General features: G+C 43.4%; 16 protein-coding genes. 6 read left to right on the forward strand and 10 right to left on the reverse strand.

The genetic code is table 11. From position 1 onward, the window contains the following. Positions 1-11: 11 nt before the first annotated feature. The 3 genes from LAY57_RS14270 to LAY57_RS14280 all read left to right on the forward strand — a co-directional run bounded on the left by LAY57_RS14270 (position 12) and on the right by LAY57_RS14280 (position 5,268). On the forward strand, positions 12-3,290 hold the full coding sequence (locus tag LAY57_RS14270) for a CHAT domain-containing protein (RefSeq protein WP_249067446.1): 3,279 nt from the start codon (positions 12-14) through the stop codon (positions 3,288-3,290). Positions 3,291-3,508: 218 nt separating this feature from the next. Beyond that, positions 3,509-4,408 carry a hypothetical protein gene (locus tag LAY57_RS14275; protein ID WP_249067447.1) on the forward strand — a complete coding sequence of 300 codons (900 nt, stop codon included), beginning with the start codon at positions 3,509-3,511 and terminating at the stop codon, positions 4,406-4,408. 65 nt (positions 4,409-4,473) lie between these two features. Next, positions 4,474-5,268 (forward strand): adenylate/guanylate cyclase domain-containing protein, encoded by a 795-nt coding sequence (locus LAY57_RS14280; protein ID WP_338022414.1) that lies wholly within the window; start codon positions 4,474-4,476, stop codon positions 5,266-5,268. A gap of 9 nt (positions 5,269-5,277) precedes the next feature. Here the strand turns inward: LAY57_RS14280 and LAY57_RS14285 are convergent, their stop codons facing one another. The 6 genes from LAY57_RS14285 to LAY57_RS14310 form a co-directional block, all read right to left on the reverse strand. Then, entirely contained in the window at positions 5,278-6,186 is a 909-nt protein-coding gene (locus LAY57_RS14285) for a DUF1338 domain-containing protein (RefSeq protein WP_249067448.1), read from the reverse strand. Between the two features lie 17 nt (positions 6,187-6,203). Continuing rightward, a complete protein-coding gene (locus tag LAY57_RS14290) occupies positions 6,204-7,520 on the reverse strand; it encodes an acetyl ornithine aminotransferase family protein (RefSeq protein WP_249067449.1) in 1,317 nt (438 codons plus the stop codon). Positions 7,521-7,873: 353 nt separating this feature from the next. Further along, a complete protein-coding gene (locus LAY57_RS14295; protein ID WP_249067450.1) occupies positions 7,874-8,332 on the reverse strand; it encodes a DUF29 domain-containing protein in 459 nt (152 codons plus the stop codon). A 4-nt stretch (positions 8,333-8,336) separates the two neighbouring features. After that, on the reverse strand, positions 8,337-8,804 hold the full coding sequence (locus LAY57_RS14300) for a DUF29 domain-containing protein (protein WP_249067451.1): 468 nt from the start codon (positions 8,802-8,804) through the stop codon (positions 8,337-8,339). Between the two features lie 24 nt (positions 8,805-8,828). Continuing rightward, positions 8,829-10,322: an aldehyde dehydrogenase family protein gene (locus LAY57_RS14305; RefSeq protein WP_249067452.1), complete on the reverse strand. Its 1,494-nt coding sequence runs from the start codon at positions 10,320-10,322 to the stop codon at positions 8,829-8,831. Positions 10,323-10,419: 97 nt separating this feature from the next. Then, positions 10,420-10,962, reverse strand: a complete 543-nt coding sequence (locus tag LAY57_RS14310; RefSeq protein ID WP_249067453.1) for a sll1618 family protein — start codon at positions 10,960-10,962, stop codon at positions 10,420-10,422. 118 nt (positions 10,963-11,080) lie between these two features. Here LAY57_RS14310 and LAY57_RS14315 point away from each other — a divergent pair, with 118 nt between their 5' ends. Continuing rightward, positions 11,081-11,917 carry a DUF1838 family protein gene (locus LAY57_RS14315; RefSeq protein WP_249067454.1) on the forward strand — a complete coding sequence of 279 codons (837 nt, stop codon included), beginning with the start codon at positions 11,081-11,083 and terminating at the stop codon, positions 11,915-11,917. Between the two features lie 729 nt (positions 11,918-12,646). Here LAY57_RS14315 and LAY57_RS14320 read toward each other — a convergent pair. Continuing rightward, positions 12,647-13,636, reverse strand: coding sequence for a DMT family transporter (locus LAY57_RS14320; protein WP_249067455.1), 990 nt, complete (start codon positions 13,634-13,636; stop codon positions 12,647-12,649). A 30-nt stretch (positions 13,637-13,666) separates the two neighbouring features. On the opposite strand from LAY57_RS14320, the gene LAY57_RS36250 reads away from it, so the two are divergent. Then, the gene (locus LAY57_RS36250) at positions 13,667-14,032 is read left to right on the forward strand and encodes an S-layer homology domain-containing protein (RefSeq protein ID WP_338022415.1); all 366 of its coding nucleotides are present in this window, start codon (positions 13,667-13,669) and stop codon (positions 14,030-14,032) included. A 2-nt stretch (positions 14,033-14,034) separates the two neighbouring features. On the opposite strand, the gene LAY57_RS14330 is transcribed toward LAY57_RS36250, so the two are convergent. Together LAY57_RS14330 and LAY57_RS14335 are read right to left on the reverse strand one after the other, a co-directional pair. After that, positions 14,035-15,408 carry a sensor histidine kinase gene (locus LAY57_RS14330; RefSeq protein ID WP_249067456.1) on the reverse strand — a complete coding sequence of 458 codons (1,374 nt, stop codon included), beginning with the start codon at positions 15,406-15,408 and terminating at the stop codon, positions 14,035-14,037. Between the two features lie 5 nt (positions 15,409-15,413). Next, the gene (locus LAY57_RS14335) at positions 15,414-15,788 is read right to left on the reverse strand and encodes a tetratricopeptide repeat protein (protein WP_249067457.1); all 375 of its coding nucleotides are present in this window, start codon (positions 15,786-15,788) and stop codon (positions 15,414-15,416) included. A 657-nt stretch (positions 15,789-16,445) separates the two neighbouring features. On the opposite strand from LAY57_RS14335, the gene LAY57_RS14340 reads away from it, so the two are divergent. Further along, positions 16,446-16,655 carry a hypothetical protein gene (locus LAY57_RS14340; protein WP_249067458.1) on the forward strand — a complete coding sequence of 70 codons (210 nt, stop codon included), beginning with the start codon at positions 16,446-16,448 and terminating at the stop codon, positions 16,653-16,655. A gap of 203 nt (positions 16,656-16,858) precedes the next feature. On the opposite strand, the gene LAY57_RS14345 is transcribed toward LAY57_RS14340, so the two are convergent. After that, the gene (locus LAY57_RS14345; RefSeq protein ID WP_249067459.1) at positions 16,859-17,416 is read right to left on the reverse strand and encodes a hypothetical protein; all 558 of its coding nucleotides are present in this window, start codon (positions 17,414-17,416) and stop codon (positions 16,859-16,861) included. Positions 17,417-17,579: the final 163 nt, after the last annotated feature.

Below are 17,579 nucleotides of genomic sequence, written 5' to 3' on the forward strand. Positions count from 1 at the left end.
CAATGGAAAATATGGTACAGTTTTTTTTAATTAACCAAATGCACCTCCGCCTTCATTACCTAATCCCGATCGCTTCCACCCTGCTGTTTGCCATCCCGGTGACACCGTTGACTCACAATGGAAGTGTCACGGCACAGATCTCTATCACAAATACAAAACCTGAAGCAGACCGACTATTTCAACAAGGTATCGCACAATTTCGTTCCGGTCAATTTCAACCCGCACTCCAAAGTTATCAACAAGTCCTAAGTATTCGCCAAACTCTCAAAGATAAACCAGGTATTGCCGAAACTCTCGACAACATCGGCGAAGTTTACACCAGTCTTGGCGAATACGATAAAGCTTTAGAAATTTTGCAACAATCTTTGACTATTCGTCAAGAAATTAACGAAAAAGCTGGTGTTGGCGAAACTCTCAATAATATTGGTTATGTTCATCGCTTATTAGGCGATTATCCCAAAGCATTAGAATTACATCAACAAGCTTTGGAAATTGCTAAACAAATCGGTAAACGTGCAATTGTCGGAGAAGCGCTGCACAATATAGCTGCCGTTTACGCCGCACAAGGTGATTATGACAAAGCATTAGAATTATATCAACAAGCTTTAGTAATTCGCAAAGAAGTAGGCGACAAACGCGACGAAGGACGCACCCTTAATAATATCGGCGGCGTCTACTCTAGTTTGGCAGAATATAATCAAGCGCTGGAATACTATCAGCAAGCTTTAGCGATTCGTCAAACTATCAAAGATCAAGCTGGTATCGGACGCCTCCTCAGCAATATTGGATTAGTTTATCGCCAACTAAGTCAGTATCCCAAAGCGCTTGAATACTATCAACAAGCTTTACCAATTCTCCAAGAAATTGGCGATCGGGCCAGCGTTGGTAGCACCATCAATGGCATAGGTGTCATTTATGAAAATTTAGGTCAATACGATAAAGCTTTAGAAGCTTATCAGCAATCTTTGGAAATTGCCAAAGAGATTGGTGACAAAGTTGGTATTGGCAACACCCTCGATAATGTGGGCGGTATTTCTTATAGTCTCGGAAAATATCCTCAAGCGCTGGAATATTATCAGCAAGCCATAGCAATTCGCAAACAAATTGGCGATCGCGCTGGCGTGGGAAACTCTCTCAATAATATTGGCGGCGTTTACTATAATTTAGGTCAATATCCCCAAGCATTAGAATTATTGCAGCAAGCGCTGGCGATTCGTAAAGAAATAGGAGATAAGGCGGGGGAAGGTCGAGCTTTGGATGCGATCGGCATTATTTACGATCGTCTTAAAGATTATAACAAAGCACGGGAATATTATCAACAAGCTTTAGCAATTTCCCAACAAATTGGCGATAAAGCTGCTGAGGGAGATGCACTGGATCACATTGGCGGCGTCTCTTCTAATTTGGGACAATATTCCCAAGGACAAGAGTTTTTACAACAAGCATTGGCAATTCGTCAAAAAATTGGCGACAAAGCGGGAGAAGGTCGCACTATTAACAGTATTGGCGGCGTTTATTACAGTTTACGTCAGTATCCCAAAGCCCTGGAATTTTTACAAAAATCTTTAGTTATTCTGCAAGAAGTAGGCGACAAAACTGGAGAAAGTATCGCCCTCGGCAACATCGGTTATTTGTTAGAAAAACAAACTCAGCCAACCTTGGCAATTCTTTTCTACAAACAAGCTGTTAATCTTACAGAATCTATCCGCAAAGATTTAAAAGTACTTTCTCTAGAACAACAGAAATCTTTTACAGATACTGTTGCCGATACCTATCGACGTTTAGCCGATTTGTTACTAAAACAGAATCGGGTGTCAGAAGCACAACAAGTTTTGGATTTACTGAAAGTTCAAGAGGTAGATGAGTATCTGCGAAATGTGCGGGGAAATGAGAAAACAGCAAAAGGCGTTGATTTTTTGCCGCAAGAACAACAGATTTCTGAAAAATACTCCCAAGCGGTGCAATTAGGTAAAGAATTGGCACAATTACGCAACATTCCAGATAGCCAACGCACACAGACTCAGCAACAAAGGATTGCCGAATTGGAGAGAATGCAGCAGCAAGAAAAGCCAGAATTGAATGAGTTTGTCCGCAGTCCAGATGTTGTGGCGTTGGTGCAGCAGTTGAATCAGAAATCTAAGGGAGAAAATTTAAATCTGCCCAATTTAAATCGCGTACAGGAGAACTTGCGGCAGTTGGAAAAACCAGCGGTATTGCTTTATCCGTTAATTTTAGAAGACCGAATCGAATTGGTACTGGTGACTCCTAATTCAGCGCCAATACATCGATCGGCCCCTGTAAAACGGCAGGTAGTAAAACAAGCGATCGCACAATTTCGCCAAGCTTTACAAAACCCCTCCTCCGATGCTAGAATACCAGCACGTCAGTTATATAATTTATTGATTAAACCAATAGAAAAAGACATATCCAATGCCAAAGCTCAAACAATAATATATGCCCCAGATGGACAATTACGCTACATTCCTTTAGCTGCACTTTTTGATGGCAAACAATGGCTAGTGCAGCGTTATGCAATTAACAACATCACCGCCGCCAGTTTGACAAACTTAACCCCCGCACCCAAACATACTCCCAACGTTTTAGCCGGTGCTTTTACCAGAGGTAATTACAACTTTCCAGTTGGAAATAATGAATTTTCTTTCGCTGGACTACCCTTTGCCGGTCGGGAAGTAAACAATCTGGCAGCGAAGATTGACAACACACTTATATTATTAGATAATGCCTTTAATCGCGAAGCAGTTATTCCCCGATTGAATGATTACAACATAGTTCATTTTGCGACTCATGCTGCCTTCGTCACAGGTCAACCGGAAGAATCTTTTATTCTGTTTGGCGATGGTAGTCGCGTTAGTCTCCGCGATGTCGAAAGTTGGTCATTACCAAATGTAGATTTAGTAGTGCTAAGTGCTTGCGAAACTGGTGTCGGAGGTCAGCTGGGTAATGGAAAAGAGATTTTAGGCTTTGGTTACCAAATGCAACAAGCTGGCGCTAAGGCAGCTATAGCTTCATTGTGGTCAGTTTCAGATGGTGGCACTCAAGTGTTGATGGATACCTTTTACGCAGCATTGAGAAAGGGCAACATTACAAAAGCCGAAGCTTTGCGCGAAGCTCAAATCGCTTTAATTACCAACAACTCCACAGTAGGAGACGAACAGCGAGGCATCGCCGTGCGTGCGCGTCCTGATGGTAGTGTGTCCAGGACGCTTACCAATCGCCTCAATCATCCCTTTTACTGGGCACCATTCATTTTAATTGGCAATGGATTTTAGCTGGGCATCACCGCTATGCCCGTCCCTATTTTGACAATCTCGATCCGTGTGTTATGACAGATTATAGGTAAAAAATTATCCAATATTACCCTCGGTCATCAAAAAGGGGTTTTAACAATAATTGGTTTAATGCCGTAGGTACTAAGCTGCTACGCATCTAAATTGTACTTTTTGGAGCCTGAAAACCTTACTGTGCGGTGTTCGACTTGAAAAATTAGATGCGTCTTAGCTTAATAATTATGCCTCACTCGACGCAATCTCTTGGTAATATTACTGCCAATAGCAATGCCAGCACAACTTTTAACAGCACCGTCAAAGCTGCCACTATCACCACAGATGCAGGTGGCACTACCAAAATTAACGGCGATATCACTACCGCTGGCAACCAAACTTACAACGATATCGTCATTTTAAGTAATAGTGTCAATCTCACTACCACGAATAACGGTAATCTCCAATTTAATAACGCCATCGACGGGACAACTGCGGGTACAGAAAATCTTACCCTCAATTCCGGAACTGGCAACATTACCTTCAATGCAACAGTTGGAAATACTCAATTCCTTGGCAACATTATCGCCAATAGCACTGCTACCACCAATTTTAACAACACCGTCAAAGCTGCCACTATCACCACAGATGCAGGTGGTACTACCAAAATTAGCGGCGATATCACTACTACTGGCGACCAAACTTACAACGATATCGTCACTTTAGCTAATACGGTTGCTCTCAGCAGCACCAATAACGGTAATCTCACTTTTAACAATACTATCGACGGTAATATCGATACCAGTGCTGGCAAACTCGATGCCAGTTCTAGTAATGGTGATGGCGGTGCAGTTCGGATTGATGCTGCTGGCAATATCACGACAAATAATATTATTTGTTCTGCACAGATTACGACTGGTAAAGCAGGTGCGATCGAGCTTACAAGTGGAGGTGCGATCGACACAAAATCCGGCATATTAAACTCATCATCTGTAAACGGTGCAGGAGGTGAAATCTCTCTCAACGCCAGCAGTAAGGCATCGCCACCGGCATCACCACCGGAATCACCACCGGAATCACCACCGGAATCACCACCGGAATCACCGGAATCACGTTTCTACGTATAAGATGGAAAGCTGCCAGTATTTTAGTTGCTGGAAGTATTCTCACTCTAGGCTGTTATCTGGCTTTCTTGGCAGGTTGGTGGATACCCGTGATTCCGCCGTTACTAGCCTTGGCAGGATCTGGGGTCACTATCACAGCATACATTGCTTATCAGGAGCGGGAAAACAGACAAATTGTCATGAATTTATTGGGACAGCACGTCACGCCAAAAATTGCCCAAGCTGTTTGGCGCGATCGCCACCAGTTGCTCAAAGAAGGACAGTTGTTGGGGCAAAAGATGACTGCAACGGTGCTATTTACCGATTTAAAAGACTTCACCAGTATTACCGAACAAACCGATCCAGAAACTCTGATGTTCTGGCTCAATGATTACATGAGTGCTATGTCTCAGATTGTTCTCGATCGCGATGGAGTAATTGATAAATTTATTGGGGATGCGATTATGGCGGTGTTTGGCGTTCCCATTCCCAGTACTGCGCCAGAAGCGATCGCCAAAGATGCGGCGTCAGCTGTATCTTGCGCTGTTGATATGGCAGCTAAATTGCGATCGCTCAATCAGCAATGGCAAGTTCAGCAACGTCCAACTGTAGCTATGCGAGTCGGAATTGCTACAGGTACAGTGGTAGCAGGTAGTTTGGGTAGTCGCCAAAGGCTAAATTATACAATCATCGGAGACAGCGTTAATGTGGCAGCTAGACTGGAAAGTTACGATAAGTCTCTCGATGGCGGTATTTGTCGGATTTTGATCGACGAAGAAACTTATCAATATATCCAGGGCAAATTTCCCACCCAATTTATAGGTAGCGTACAGCTCAAAGGACGCGAACAGCCAGTCAAAATCTACCAAGTTTTCTGCGAATAAGTATAAAGACTAACGATCGATGACATTCCGAGTCATTTCAAACAAATGTGTGGCGTTATTTCCTTGAAACGCATCAAAAAGTGCTTTCTCTCCAGGAGCAATTTCGACAAAAAAGCGCTCGGCAATCTCATAATAAGCGTAAGTCCAAGGAATACTTATCAATTTCTCAGTGAAATCATCTCGCACAGTCACCATTTCTGTGATTGCCTGAGTCGCAGTCTGACGCAAACCAATATCCATGCTGCCCTCAATCTCGGCTTTCATTGGCACACCCCGCTCGGATAAACCACTGGCAGTGCTTTCAATATCTGGGTACAAGGGAGTGTTCTGCCGATTGATATAGCCAGTAAAGTGGTTAACTCCGTATCCGTGCAGGAGTACCCAGGCTCCATACTGAGTTGCTTTATTTACCTCTTCAACAACAGAACGACGAGGGGGTTGCCAAGGGCGATCGAACAAATTTTGCAGTCGATCTACAGTTTGTTCAATATCTGCTATTTCTAAATCGGATAAGTTTGGATAACTGATAGAATTAATTGACTTAACTGTTTGATAAATTTGTTGGGCAGTTGCATCCGGTAACTCATCCACAATTAACTCGCTGATAAACAATTTCGGCAAATCAAAAGCATCTTGTTTCGGATGGCGATAGTGACGCGCATACAGATGTTTATCGGGGAAAATATATTCCCCTGCTGCCGAGTAACCCAAATCTTTAACGATGCCTTCTAAATAAGGAATTCCCAGGTCGATATCGTTGATATTAAGACGCAGAGAACGGAAGGCAATATGGTCGTTGGCAACAGTACCACCTGCTTCGGTTATCATTTGTTGATAGACTTGAGCATAATTCACTCTGGCGCTATAGTTTTCCCAGAGTTTATGCCAAAGATTAAGGGCAATTTTAGTGTAGTTCATGTTTAGTAAAAAATCTTTTAGATCTTTTTATTAATTTGGTCGGCAATCAATTCGGTGAGAATTTGCAAAGCAACCTGAATTTGGTCGCGATCGATAACTAAAGGCGGACAAAAACGAATTGCAGATTTACCGCATCCTAACAGCAACAAGCCTTTGTAGAAAGCCTCATCCACAATCTTATCCCTTAACCGAACATCAAAATTCCCCTCCTCATCCAGCAAATCAATTGCCACCATCAAACCTTTACCTCTAGGCGGCGAAACTTGCTTAAACTGCTGCGATAATTCAGTTAAACCTGCCTGTAATAACTCTCCCATTTTCTGAGCATTATCCATCAGTCCATTTTCCAAAAGTCGCAAGGTTACGTTAGCAGCAGCACAGGCAACGGGATTGCCGCCAAATGTGGTAGCGTGGGAACCGGGAGGCCATGTCATTAATTCGGGTCGGGATAAGATTGCGCCTAATGGTAAACCGCTGGCGATGCCTTTAGCTAAAGTAATGATATCCGGCATGATTCCCCAATGTTCGATCGCAAACAGCTTACCCGTCCGACCCATGCCCGATTGCACCTCATCGACTACCATGAGGATATTGTAGCGATCGCATATCCTCCTAATCCTCTCCAAAAAACCATCCTCCGGCACAATATAACCGCCTTCCCCTTGAATCGCTTCCACCACAATCGCCGCAATTTCTGTAGGCGGCAATACTGTAGGAAAAAGCTTTTGTTCCAAATAATCTAAACCCTCGTGAGTACCGTAGGGAATATGAGTTACTCCAGGTAACAAAGGGCCGAAATTTTTGCGCTGCACAGCTTTGGAACCAGTCAGCGACATCGCACCATAAGTGCGCCCGTGGAATGCTCCCAGAAATGCTACTATTAAAGATCTACCAGTATAATAACGAGCTAGTTTAATCGCTCCTTCGTTCGATTCGGCACCAGAGTTGGTGAAAAACACTTTAGCACCGTTGGGAAAAGGCGCAACCGCTACCAATTTTTCCGCCAATTCTATCATCGGTTCATAGTAAAAATCAGTACCCGAAAAATGGATAAGACAGGCAGATTGTGCTTGAATTGCTTGCACAACCTCTGGATGCGCGTGTCCGGTATTAGTGACTGCAATTCCTGCGGTTAAGTCTAAAAACACATTGCCATCCACATCCTCTAACATACAGCCTTCGCCACGGGCAGCTACTAACGGGTAGCTACGGGTGTAGGATGGGGAAGTGACAGCGCGATCGCGATCGACCAAAGCGCGGGCGCGTGGCCCAGGTAGGGGGGTGACAAGGCGCGGAATGCTGGGTAAAGTACGATCGGTTGAAATACTAAGCATTTTCACTCAAGATTTTTGGATAAGAGAATAAACGATTTATCGCTTTTGTCTGTAGTTTGTGATTCCATATCTAGAATTCCCCGATCCGAAATTTAAAATCTAATTAACTGAAGGCGATCGACACAAGCAAAATAGTGTTAAGTTTTGTAACATAGTTAGTTGGATATGTTTCTCCTCGCTTGAGGAATAAGTCGATCGATGCCTATGTCCTCGTCAAAAACCCAGTTTTCCCAATCAGTTGAAGTCGCTACCCAACCCCAGTCCTCTTCCCTCTCCGTTAACGGGGGGGGTTAGGGTGGGGTTGTTTTCGTGATGCGATCGCATGGGGAGTGCTTCAATCACAGCGAAATTAACTATTCCGGAAAGAAATTTTCGTCAATAATTTGTGCTGGCTTAAAAGGCGACTCACTAGGTAAAGTATCTGATCTTAATTCCATTTCCAGTTCAACTAATTTTTTAGCATCTTGATAAGTTTGAGCAAATTTATCGAGCAATAAGGAGCTTAAACTAGGGCTGTGTGTCAAAATTTTCTCTAGGCGGATGCGATGTTCTCCTATTGTAGTACGCCATTCATCTAGCCGCTGCTTTGGACAGTATTGGTACTTGAGCAAATGCCGCATAATTGCCAAAAGACTCTCATCTAATTCCCGTTTTTTCCATCTCCCTAAACTCTCAACTTCATCGACTAAATTTTCAGTATCTAGCTCAGAAAATTTGCCATCGCGCAGTAACCTAGCAGTTTCTTCAATCCACAAGTAGAAGTCTCGCTCGTATAATTCGCCAATATTGGTATTTCTATAGCTTACTGCCATAAGACTAATCCTCAACTTCGGGTAAAAAATCCGGATTCAGGCTCTCTTCAAGAGTAAATGGAGAACTCAAAGGAAAGGTTTCGAGAGGCAGTTGTGTTTCGTCTTTTGCTTGCTCTCTAGCATTTTGAAAGCAGCTATCAAAAATCGTTTCTAAATATGGCCTTAAACTGGGGCTATCGTCTAATTCTCGATTTAATCGTCGCCGATGTTCTCGGATACTTCCCTCCCAACTACCAGAACGTTTTTCGGCTTGATATTTGTATTTAAGTAGGTGGATCAAAACCACAACCAAGTTACTTTCAACTGCCCGCTTCTCACGCTTTCCCATCTCTTCAATTTCGAGGAGCAAATTTTTCACATCTAAATCTGCAAATCTGCATTGGCACAATATTTTAGCAGTTTCTTCCGTCCATAAATAGTAATCGCGATCGTAAAGTTTGGAAGTTTGATTTTCCGACTGAGATACCGTCATATCGCAATGCCTCCTATAAGCTATTTAATGGTTATCAATTTGTGCGCGTTGCAAACGACCCGAAAAATCTACATAAACACTCTTCCATTCTGTAAACACATCCAACGCAGCACTACCCGCCTCCCGATGTCCGTTACCCGTTTGCTTCACACCACCAAAAGGTAAATGCACTTCTGCACCGATCGTCGGGCCATTAATATAAGTAATCCCCGCTTCGATATCGCGCATCGCTTGGAAAGCGCGGTTCACATCGCGAGTATAAACCGAGGAAGATAAACCGTATGGCGTGTCGTTAACTACTTTAATTGCTTCTTCAAACGAGTTAACTTTAATCAAAGATACTACAGGCCCAAAAATTTCTTCGCGGGCAATACTCATATTTGGGGTAACATTGTCGAGGATAGTCGGCTGAAAAAAGAAACCGTGTTTTAAATCTCCATCGTTAGCTATTTTTCCACCGATTAAAACCTTTGATCCTTCAACGTGAGCTACTTCCAAATAACCGCTGACGCGCTGAAGTTGAGCCACATTTACTAATGGACCCAGATCGGTATTCGGGTCTATGCCAGCACCGAGACGTAACTTGGCGGTACGCTCTAAAAGCATGGCGGTAAATTTATCTTTGATATCGCGATGTAGAATAAGCCGACTGGTAGCTGTGCAGCGCTGACCAGTTGTGCCAAATGCTCCCCAAACAGCACCTTCTAAAGCTAATTCTAAATCCCCATCTTCCATCACAATTTGAGCATTTTTGCCGCCCAGTTCCAGACAAACGCGCTTGTGGGTGCGTCCGCAAGTAGCACCTATCTCTGCACCAGTTTCAGAAGATCCGGTAAAAGATACTAAGTCAATACCGGGATGTTCGACTAAGGCTTTTCCTACTTCTGAACCAAAGCCATGAACTAAATTTATTACTCCTTTTGACAAACCTGCATCGTGGAATATTTGCACCAGTAAAGTAGCACAGGCGGGGGTGTCTCCTGCTGGTTTGAGGATGACGGTATTGCCGCACACCAAAGCTGGTAAAGCTTTCCAGCAGGGGATGGCAAGGGGAAAGTTCCACGGAGTAATTAAGGCGCAAACTCCTATGGGCATTCGCACTGTCATGGCGAATTTGTTGGGCATTTCTGATGTGGTTGTTTGCCCAAACAATCGGCGACCTTCTCCTGCATAATATAAGGCGCAGTCTATTCCTTCTTGCACATCTCCACGCGCTTCTGCGATCGCTTTCCCCATTTCCCGACTCATCAGTTGGGCGAGTTCTTCTTTGCGTTCCAGTAACAACTCTCCCACCCGATAAATAAAGTCGGCACGCGCTGGCGCTGGCACAAGACGCCAAGTAGAATAAGCTTTTCGGGCTGCTTCCACCGCTGCATCCACGTCGGCAGCTTCGGAACGTGGAAATGTGGCTACAAGTTGCCGCCAGTCGGCTGGGTTACGACTTTCCAGGGTAGCTTTCGATCGCGCTGGCAACCACTGTCCGTTGATGTAATTAAGGCAATCTTTTGGAGTAGTCATTTTGGATTTTGGATTTTAGATTTTGGATTGGGGAAAACTAGGGATTAGGTACTGGCAAGTAAAAAGGCTTACTTTTGACTTTTGACTTTTGACTTTTTTAGCCCCTATCGCTTATAACTTTTTGCAATGCCTGAGACATTAGCAGTCGTTGTTCGGTATCGTAACCCCAACGTTCCAGAAAAGCTTTATAGTTTCCCTCTCCTGTCATGGCACTTTCCAATATTTCCCGGCAGATGGAGTAGACGCCAGGACGATCGATCAATTTAATCAGATGGGATGTGCGATCGCGTACTCTCTCACTAGACTCTGCCATCTCTTCGTTCCCATTGCGCCGATGGGTAAGTGCCATAGCCGCCGACATCGCTACATTCTTCGCCAATAGTTCTGCTACCGTATCACAATGCGATCGCAATGCCTGCACGACTTCCGGCGAGGGATTGTCTGCAAAAGTTTGGTCAGATGTCAAGTAGGTGACGAAAAACCCTCTAGCACCGTTTTGAGTTTTAGCTAAATCTGAAACGATCGTTTCTATCTCTGATGGCGATAATTCACCCGCCTCCATCTTCTTCAGCAAAGACCCAGAGAGTGCGATCGCCTTCTCAAACGTTACATCTGATGGAACTTGTATAGATTCAAGCATTTCAACTCCCTATTGTCAATAATGCAGCCCTATTTTCAGATTCTAACCAAAGAAAGTTTCTTTTTGCAGCTTAATCGTCTATTTTGAGCGATAGTTTCAAGATATGCAGGTACAAAATATGAGCTTAGCCAAATCGACTATTACTGATGAGCAGTTTGTCAAGGTACGTTGCAGCACTGACGGTAGAACTCACTATTTTGAGGCTACAGGTTCCATGTACGCCCAACCGATGGACGATGATGAACCGCTACACTTGTTTGATTTTCTCGGTGTGGATATCTCGCGCTGCATTAAGGATGAGGCGACTTCGCGTTGGACTTTGGTGAGTCGTAAAATAACTCTTTATCTCGATCGCCAAACAGGTGCAATTTTAAAGTCTTGGCAAAATCCCTGGACTGGCGAGACACTTAACGTCTTGCACCGTTCTTACGACTACCAGGAGTTCCAAATTCCCCAAAAATTAATAGCTTACATAGCTTCCGAAATCTCTTATATATCACTAGACTTTAACGCTAAACTGCCTAACCAGTTAGCAAACAATCCTAAATATGCCGATTATTCACCTGAAGAATATCTGCGAGCGTCAGATTCATACAAATTCATTTTTCCGACCAAGATGCTTGATGATGCCGAAGTTAGTCCAAGTGAAAATCGTTCCGTAGCGCTATCTTATTATCGCATGGGGCCGTGGGAACCTTGGATGAAAATGAAGGGTAAGCCTGGATTTCTCGTTTTGAATTATACTGGTAGCAAAACAGATCTATTTGAGGAGTTAGATCCAACTATAAAAACAATAATTGAAGAGAGGATGCCTTTATTTCGCGAAGCTCCTTCTTGTAGATTAGACCGTTCGATCGCCACCAGTTGGAGTCGTTTTGAAGAACAGTTTGATGCTTACTTACGAGGCGAGGAATTTCCTTTGCCAGCACCAATGAAGGATGAGCCTTGCCTGTAATATTATATTTAGTTGAATTTGTCAAGATGCAGCCAATCCGTCCTGGGTCATAATCAAACTGAGCCAAGACGGTCTGGGTGCTAAGAATATGTATTTTATGAGAACACTCGACGTTTATCACCCAAGACCGCTACTGTTGAGGATTTCGCCTCGCAGGGGTGATAATAAAGGGGAGTAGGCGACAAAAACTCCACACCGTCTACGCCATTAGGCAAGCACTGTTCAGAATCTACAGTCGCTTTATTATAGATCTGACATGGAGTTACAGCGGCATAACACCCATCCAGTGCTGTTTCTTTCTTTCAATACAATAACTATTTGCCAGCTTTAATTCGATCGTCCTACAGGCGTAATTATATTCAGCCAGTAGATGGAGTTTCCTAGCCCGTAATATTAATAGTGAGAGTGATTTATAAATAAAGTATTAAATAATTACAGGTTGTACCGTATAAAGACTATTATATTAAATCCGCTAAAATAAATATCAGCGAAATGCCCGGTGAATCAAAGGCGATCGCATCCTGACAGTTGAAGGGTGCGTCAGAACCAAAAAATTTGCAAGATGATCGCTAATTTTATCGCTCTGACGCACCCTACTTAATGTAAAAATGCAACTTGCCGTTATTATAGTAACGCCGCTAAAAGAAATATCAGCGAAATACTGGGTAAATTAAAGGCGATCGCATCCTGACAAAATAAAAGATAAAAGCGTTAGTCAGCCATCATTATCTACTCGACATCGACACGCTCACTTGCCTCAGTACTAATTTCTGTCTTAACGGCATATTTGCTAGATATGCCCAGATATAGGCCCAGCAAAATTGCGGCAAAAGCGAGCCACTTGGACAAACTCAACGTTTCTGAGAAGATTACCCAAGCCCAAATGGCAGTAAGGACTGGAATGAGCAGATTGGATAGAGCAACAACTCCTGAAGACAACCAGTTAAGGCTATAGAGTAGAAGTCCTTGACCTATAACTTGGGCAATAAGAGCCAAAGAAATGACTGCCAGCCACCCTTGCCAAGAATTGGGGAACAATCTATCTTCGACGAGCGGGGTAATCAGTAGACCCAGCCCAGCCCCGCTAGCACAAGCCCAAAGCACAATAGTTATAGTGGAAAACTTGCTTCGGAGCTGTTCTGAAGCTATCAGGTATCCAGCTGCTAACAGCGCAGATAATAAGGACACTGCATCACCTTGCACTTGGACAGAGGCGATTTGCACATCTTCTAGTCCGATCGCGATCGCTCCCCCTATCGCTACCACCATCCCGACAAGGAATTTGCTATCAAAGCGCTGACGAAATAACAACCACAGCCCTAAGCTGGTGAACAGGGGAATCAAATTGTGCAGTAGGGTAGAAATGGCAGCACTGGTTTGAGTGAGAGACAAAGCCCAAAACACTTGCTCGCTAAGGAAAAATATTCCTACCACCAGCAATAGTCCTATATCCCGACGGGTGTAAGGTTCGGGTTGTTCGGATTGGTTTTCAGAAAGTCGGCAGCGTATAGCCAGTACTCCCTTCCACAGTCCGAAAACTACACCAGCGATCGCAAGACGATAAAATATAGTGGCATTGGGGCCAAGTTCCTTTTCGCTCAATTTGATCAAAATAGCAGCGAAAGATATGGCAATATTGGCTACCAATAGAGCGGCGCTAGCCATAAAGGCTGGTGCTTTAAACAACTTTTGCGCTGGTAATTCCAGTTGATTGGTCATTCCATGAATAAAATGAGTGAAAGTTTAACCATGTCCAAAAATAGATTACCAAGTATATTATTGCTATTTGCAGCAATAATAATTAGTCCTCTAGCGGCTGTAGCACTTCCTAGCGCCGAAACTGGTCAAACTACACCCTCAACCGGGCCCAATTACGGTTGCATCAGCGGATATAGCAACGGCACCTATCAAGGGAATCGCCCCATAACTCGCTACGAATTTGCCGCCGCCATGAATGCTTGCCTAAACCAAATCGATCGGCAACTGGAAAATAATCCAGCCGATCGGGCCACAAAAGAAGACTTAGTTGAGCTAACCGATCGCATAAACCGCGATCGCCAGGAATTGCAAAACTTGAGCGATCGCCTAGATAATCTTGACTCTGACAAAAAATAACATTATCGCTTTTTCTCAAAGATGGGTAAAGTAAACCAAAACATTGTCCCAGATCCAACGCTACTATTAACATCAATCTGTCCGCCGTGTGCGTTGATAATTTGCCGACAAAGGTACAACCCCAAACCGAGTCCCGGCACATAGCGAGAACGAGAACCTCGCGCATACAATTGAAACATTCGGCGACATTGCTCTTGACTCATCCCCACCCCATTATCTCGAACGCTACAGCGAATCATTTTGCCTTCAACTACAGCATTGATGGTAATAGTAATTTCAGGTGGATTGTGTGTAACTGCATTAGTAATTAAATTGCCGAACACGCGCCACAACTGAGTTGAATCGGCATTGACTGGCGGCAAATCCTCACTTACCAGATTGCTAAAATTAACCTGATTTTTATTCAAGATAGGTGCCAAATCTGAGTACACTGCTTGCACCATACTACTGAGATGAAGCGGTTCGCAGTGCAGCACAATTCCTTGTACTTCGCTGCTGTGAGCTTCCAGCAGCGAATTGATCAAATTGAGTTGGCGATCGCTCCCCTGAAGCATCCGTTCCAAAATAGAACGTCTAACAGTTATGCGATCGTCCGATTTATTCAACAGGTTTTGCAACACCATCGACATTCCCGTTACCGGATTTCGCAAATCGTGAGAAACAGCGTGCAAAAAAGCACGTAATTCCCGACGCGATTCAAACTCTTCTCGTTGTAAGCGTTCGTACAAATACACTGCCAAATCGCAGACAAAACAAAACCAAAACAAGTACAAAAAAATCGTCACATTGTAGATTGGCTTCCCCTGCATAGTCGTCAAACCCAGCGCTAAATTGACGCCCACATAATAAACTAATACACCCAACTGCGACAGCAAATGCAGCCGCCAGCGAACGGGAATCAGCGTCGCTTGAACCAGGAAAACCATAGTCCAAGCCAGAAGATCGGGAAGCGGCGAACCCCGAAATGTCGCGAGAACTTGCGGTAATAATGTGATCGACCAAGATAATCCCAAAAAAATTGCGATCGGGTAACGACGACCGAACTGAGTTCTGAGCAAGAAAAGGCAGGTAAGTAAGAGCAGCGTTATGGTAATATCTAAAACAATCCAAAAATCTTTTAGTTCGTGGGGAATGTTTTGCAACTCCTTCAGAGGAAATACAGCGTTGTAAAGATCGCGGATAATAAATGTGAACAAGCAAATCAATGCTACCCATAAACCTAAGTGCAGACGTTCTAGCAAAAATCGGTGTCTCCATAACTTGTATTCTGCTGACTCCGAGGCAGGTTTCAACTGTATAAATATAGCTTGCACTTTGCTAGCTAGAGCCTCTTTCATCCTGCGAATCAGTATCCACTTCCTCTCTTCGGATGCCATAAAGACTATTCCCGATCGTTTTTTACCGTAAGGAGTGAATTTTTCGCTTGGGCTACACCCTTAAGTCGAGCAATGCAAAGATATCGCCATACAGTCTCCTCCACGTCTTGAGAATTCACGCTCAAGTCTAACTCAAACTGCTTGGCACCTGACTCAAATTTCTCGGCATAATAGAAGGACAAGCCCCGCTGCCACAGGTATGGCGCGACCTTTGGGTCGAGCTTTTCTGCTGTGTCAAAATCTTGAATAGACTCATCAATTTTAGCGAGTTTAAAATTGACCGCGCCGCGCCGAATGTAAGCCTTTGGGTCAAAATGGTGAGAACGGATGAAGTTGTTCCACCAAGACAGTTCATCAACAAGTGAAGTTTGACTAGCCATTAGTATGAGTAAGCTTTCGTGAAAGATTATTTAGTAGAGTGGTAAGAACTTCACTATAGCGGACTCTACCCCTCTGGCTCAAGCCTCTGGATTTATCAGTGGTATGTTTACACAGAAGGCTTTTCTTACATTAAGAGAATGTATATTTTTAGTTAGTTCTGGTTGGAAAATGGTATGCTATGAGCAAGGCTCATCTGAATCAAAGCATCTACATCTGATTAACCTGTTTAAAAAAGCTCAGCAATACGGTGTAATTCGACGCTGAACTATAAATAAGAAGTATACCTTTATGAAAGCTGCGTAAAGCCGCTCTGGACTTGGTTTTCTTTGACGACCACACTTATCTATCGGAGATTCGCATATTACCATCAGTCTTGGGATATAAATAGGAAGTTACTACGCTTGATAGAGTTTTTGACGATCCCTGGCAACTATCTTTAAGTTATCAAGGCTTACGTCAAAGTCTATAGTTATAAGCAATAGGGTGCTAAGCAAATCTACTATCAATCGCGTTAAAATTGCGTGAATCTTGAAGGTGTGGTTAATCAAACATTATAAACTTGTTATGCACTCCTCAGTTTGCAAGATCAAAATAGTCTCCATTCACATAGAGGAGTTCCTGGCTGTACCACAACAGTTTCAAGAGAAGGTTTAGATATGGATAACTCTATCCCTGAAGAGACTTCTTTTGTCCCATCGGAGCTTTACGAAGTATTGGCTAGGATTGCTGCTTCCAGTCAGATTACAACAGCAGACCAAGCTGTGTTGAGAAAAGCCTTTTTAGAAGATCAACTAAATGAAGAAGAACATCGCGTAGTTGATCGTCTGCATCGCGCCCTGTTAAAAGGTCGTATTAAGGTGGTATAGTATAGTAACCGCCAAAGCGGTTACCAAGGCGGTTAGTACAACTCCAACTCGTAGTTCTCACTTTCTATCCCTTACTGCCTAACCCTTTTCTCTCTTCCCTATTCCCTATAGGTATGTTGTTGCGCTTCAGCGCTATCTTAAAGAGCGATAAAGCGCAACAACATCCAAAATATTTAACTATGGTTAAGCGACCGGCGATGATATCACTTATTACCTTCCGTCGCCTTTTTGATAGCAGCCTTTTCTAGTGCCGCCTTTTCTAAGGCTGTTGTAACCATTGCTTCATCCAAGGTTTTCCGCGCTTGTTCGGCTTCGGTCAAAGCTTCTCGAAGTTGAATATTGGTTTGGGCAAAATTTTTCAGAGATTTGAGTCCTTCTTTGATTTGTTGTATCTGTTCAACGCTTACAGTACCTTCAAACAAAAGGTCGATTTGGGTGCGGGCTTCTTGTGCCGTAGGACGTAATTCTTCTACCTTCTGACGGAGGGTTGCAAATTGCGTCAAAACTTGTACTGCCTGTGCAATGGTGTCAGTTTCTTCTGTTGTTCTCTCCTGTTGATTTGAAGAACCTTGCTTTGAAGGCGTTTTAATCAAAATTAACTCGTCTGGGCCAAATCCATCTTTTAAATCAATCTCTACTTCTCCTGAATCCATGAGTTCGAGCAATTTTTCGATCGCTGCCTCACGATTTTTCCTGGTATCGTTTCTTCCGGGAATGTCGAGTATAATCGATGGATCTTCAGCTAAGGAATATTGTGGCATTCTCTATCTCCTCTGCGGTCAAGTGTATATGAATTAGCCGGTTTTGGGGTTGTTTATAATATAATTATACTAAATATTTTGGCAATAATTACTGCTATTATTAGATTTTTGCTGAAAACAAAAGAACTTTTTTAAGATTCTAAATATAGTTAAAGTCAGATAT

Origin of the sequence: Argonema antarcticum A004/B2, from assembly GCF_023333585.1 — a bacterium.
Classification (GTDB): domain Bacteria; phylum Cyanobacteriota; class Cyanobacteriia; order Cyanobacteriales; family Aerosakkonemataceae; genus Argonema; species Argonema antarcticum.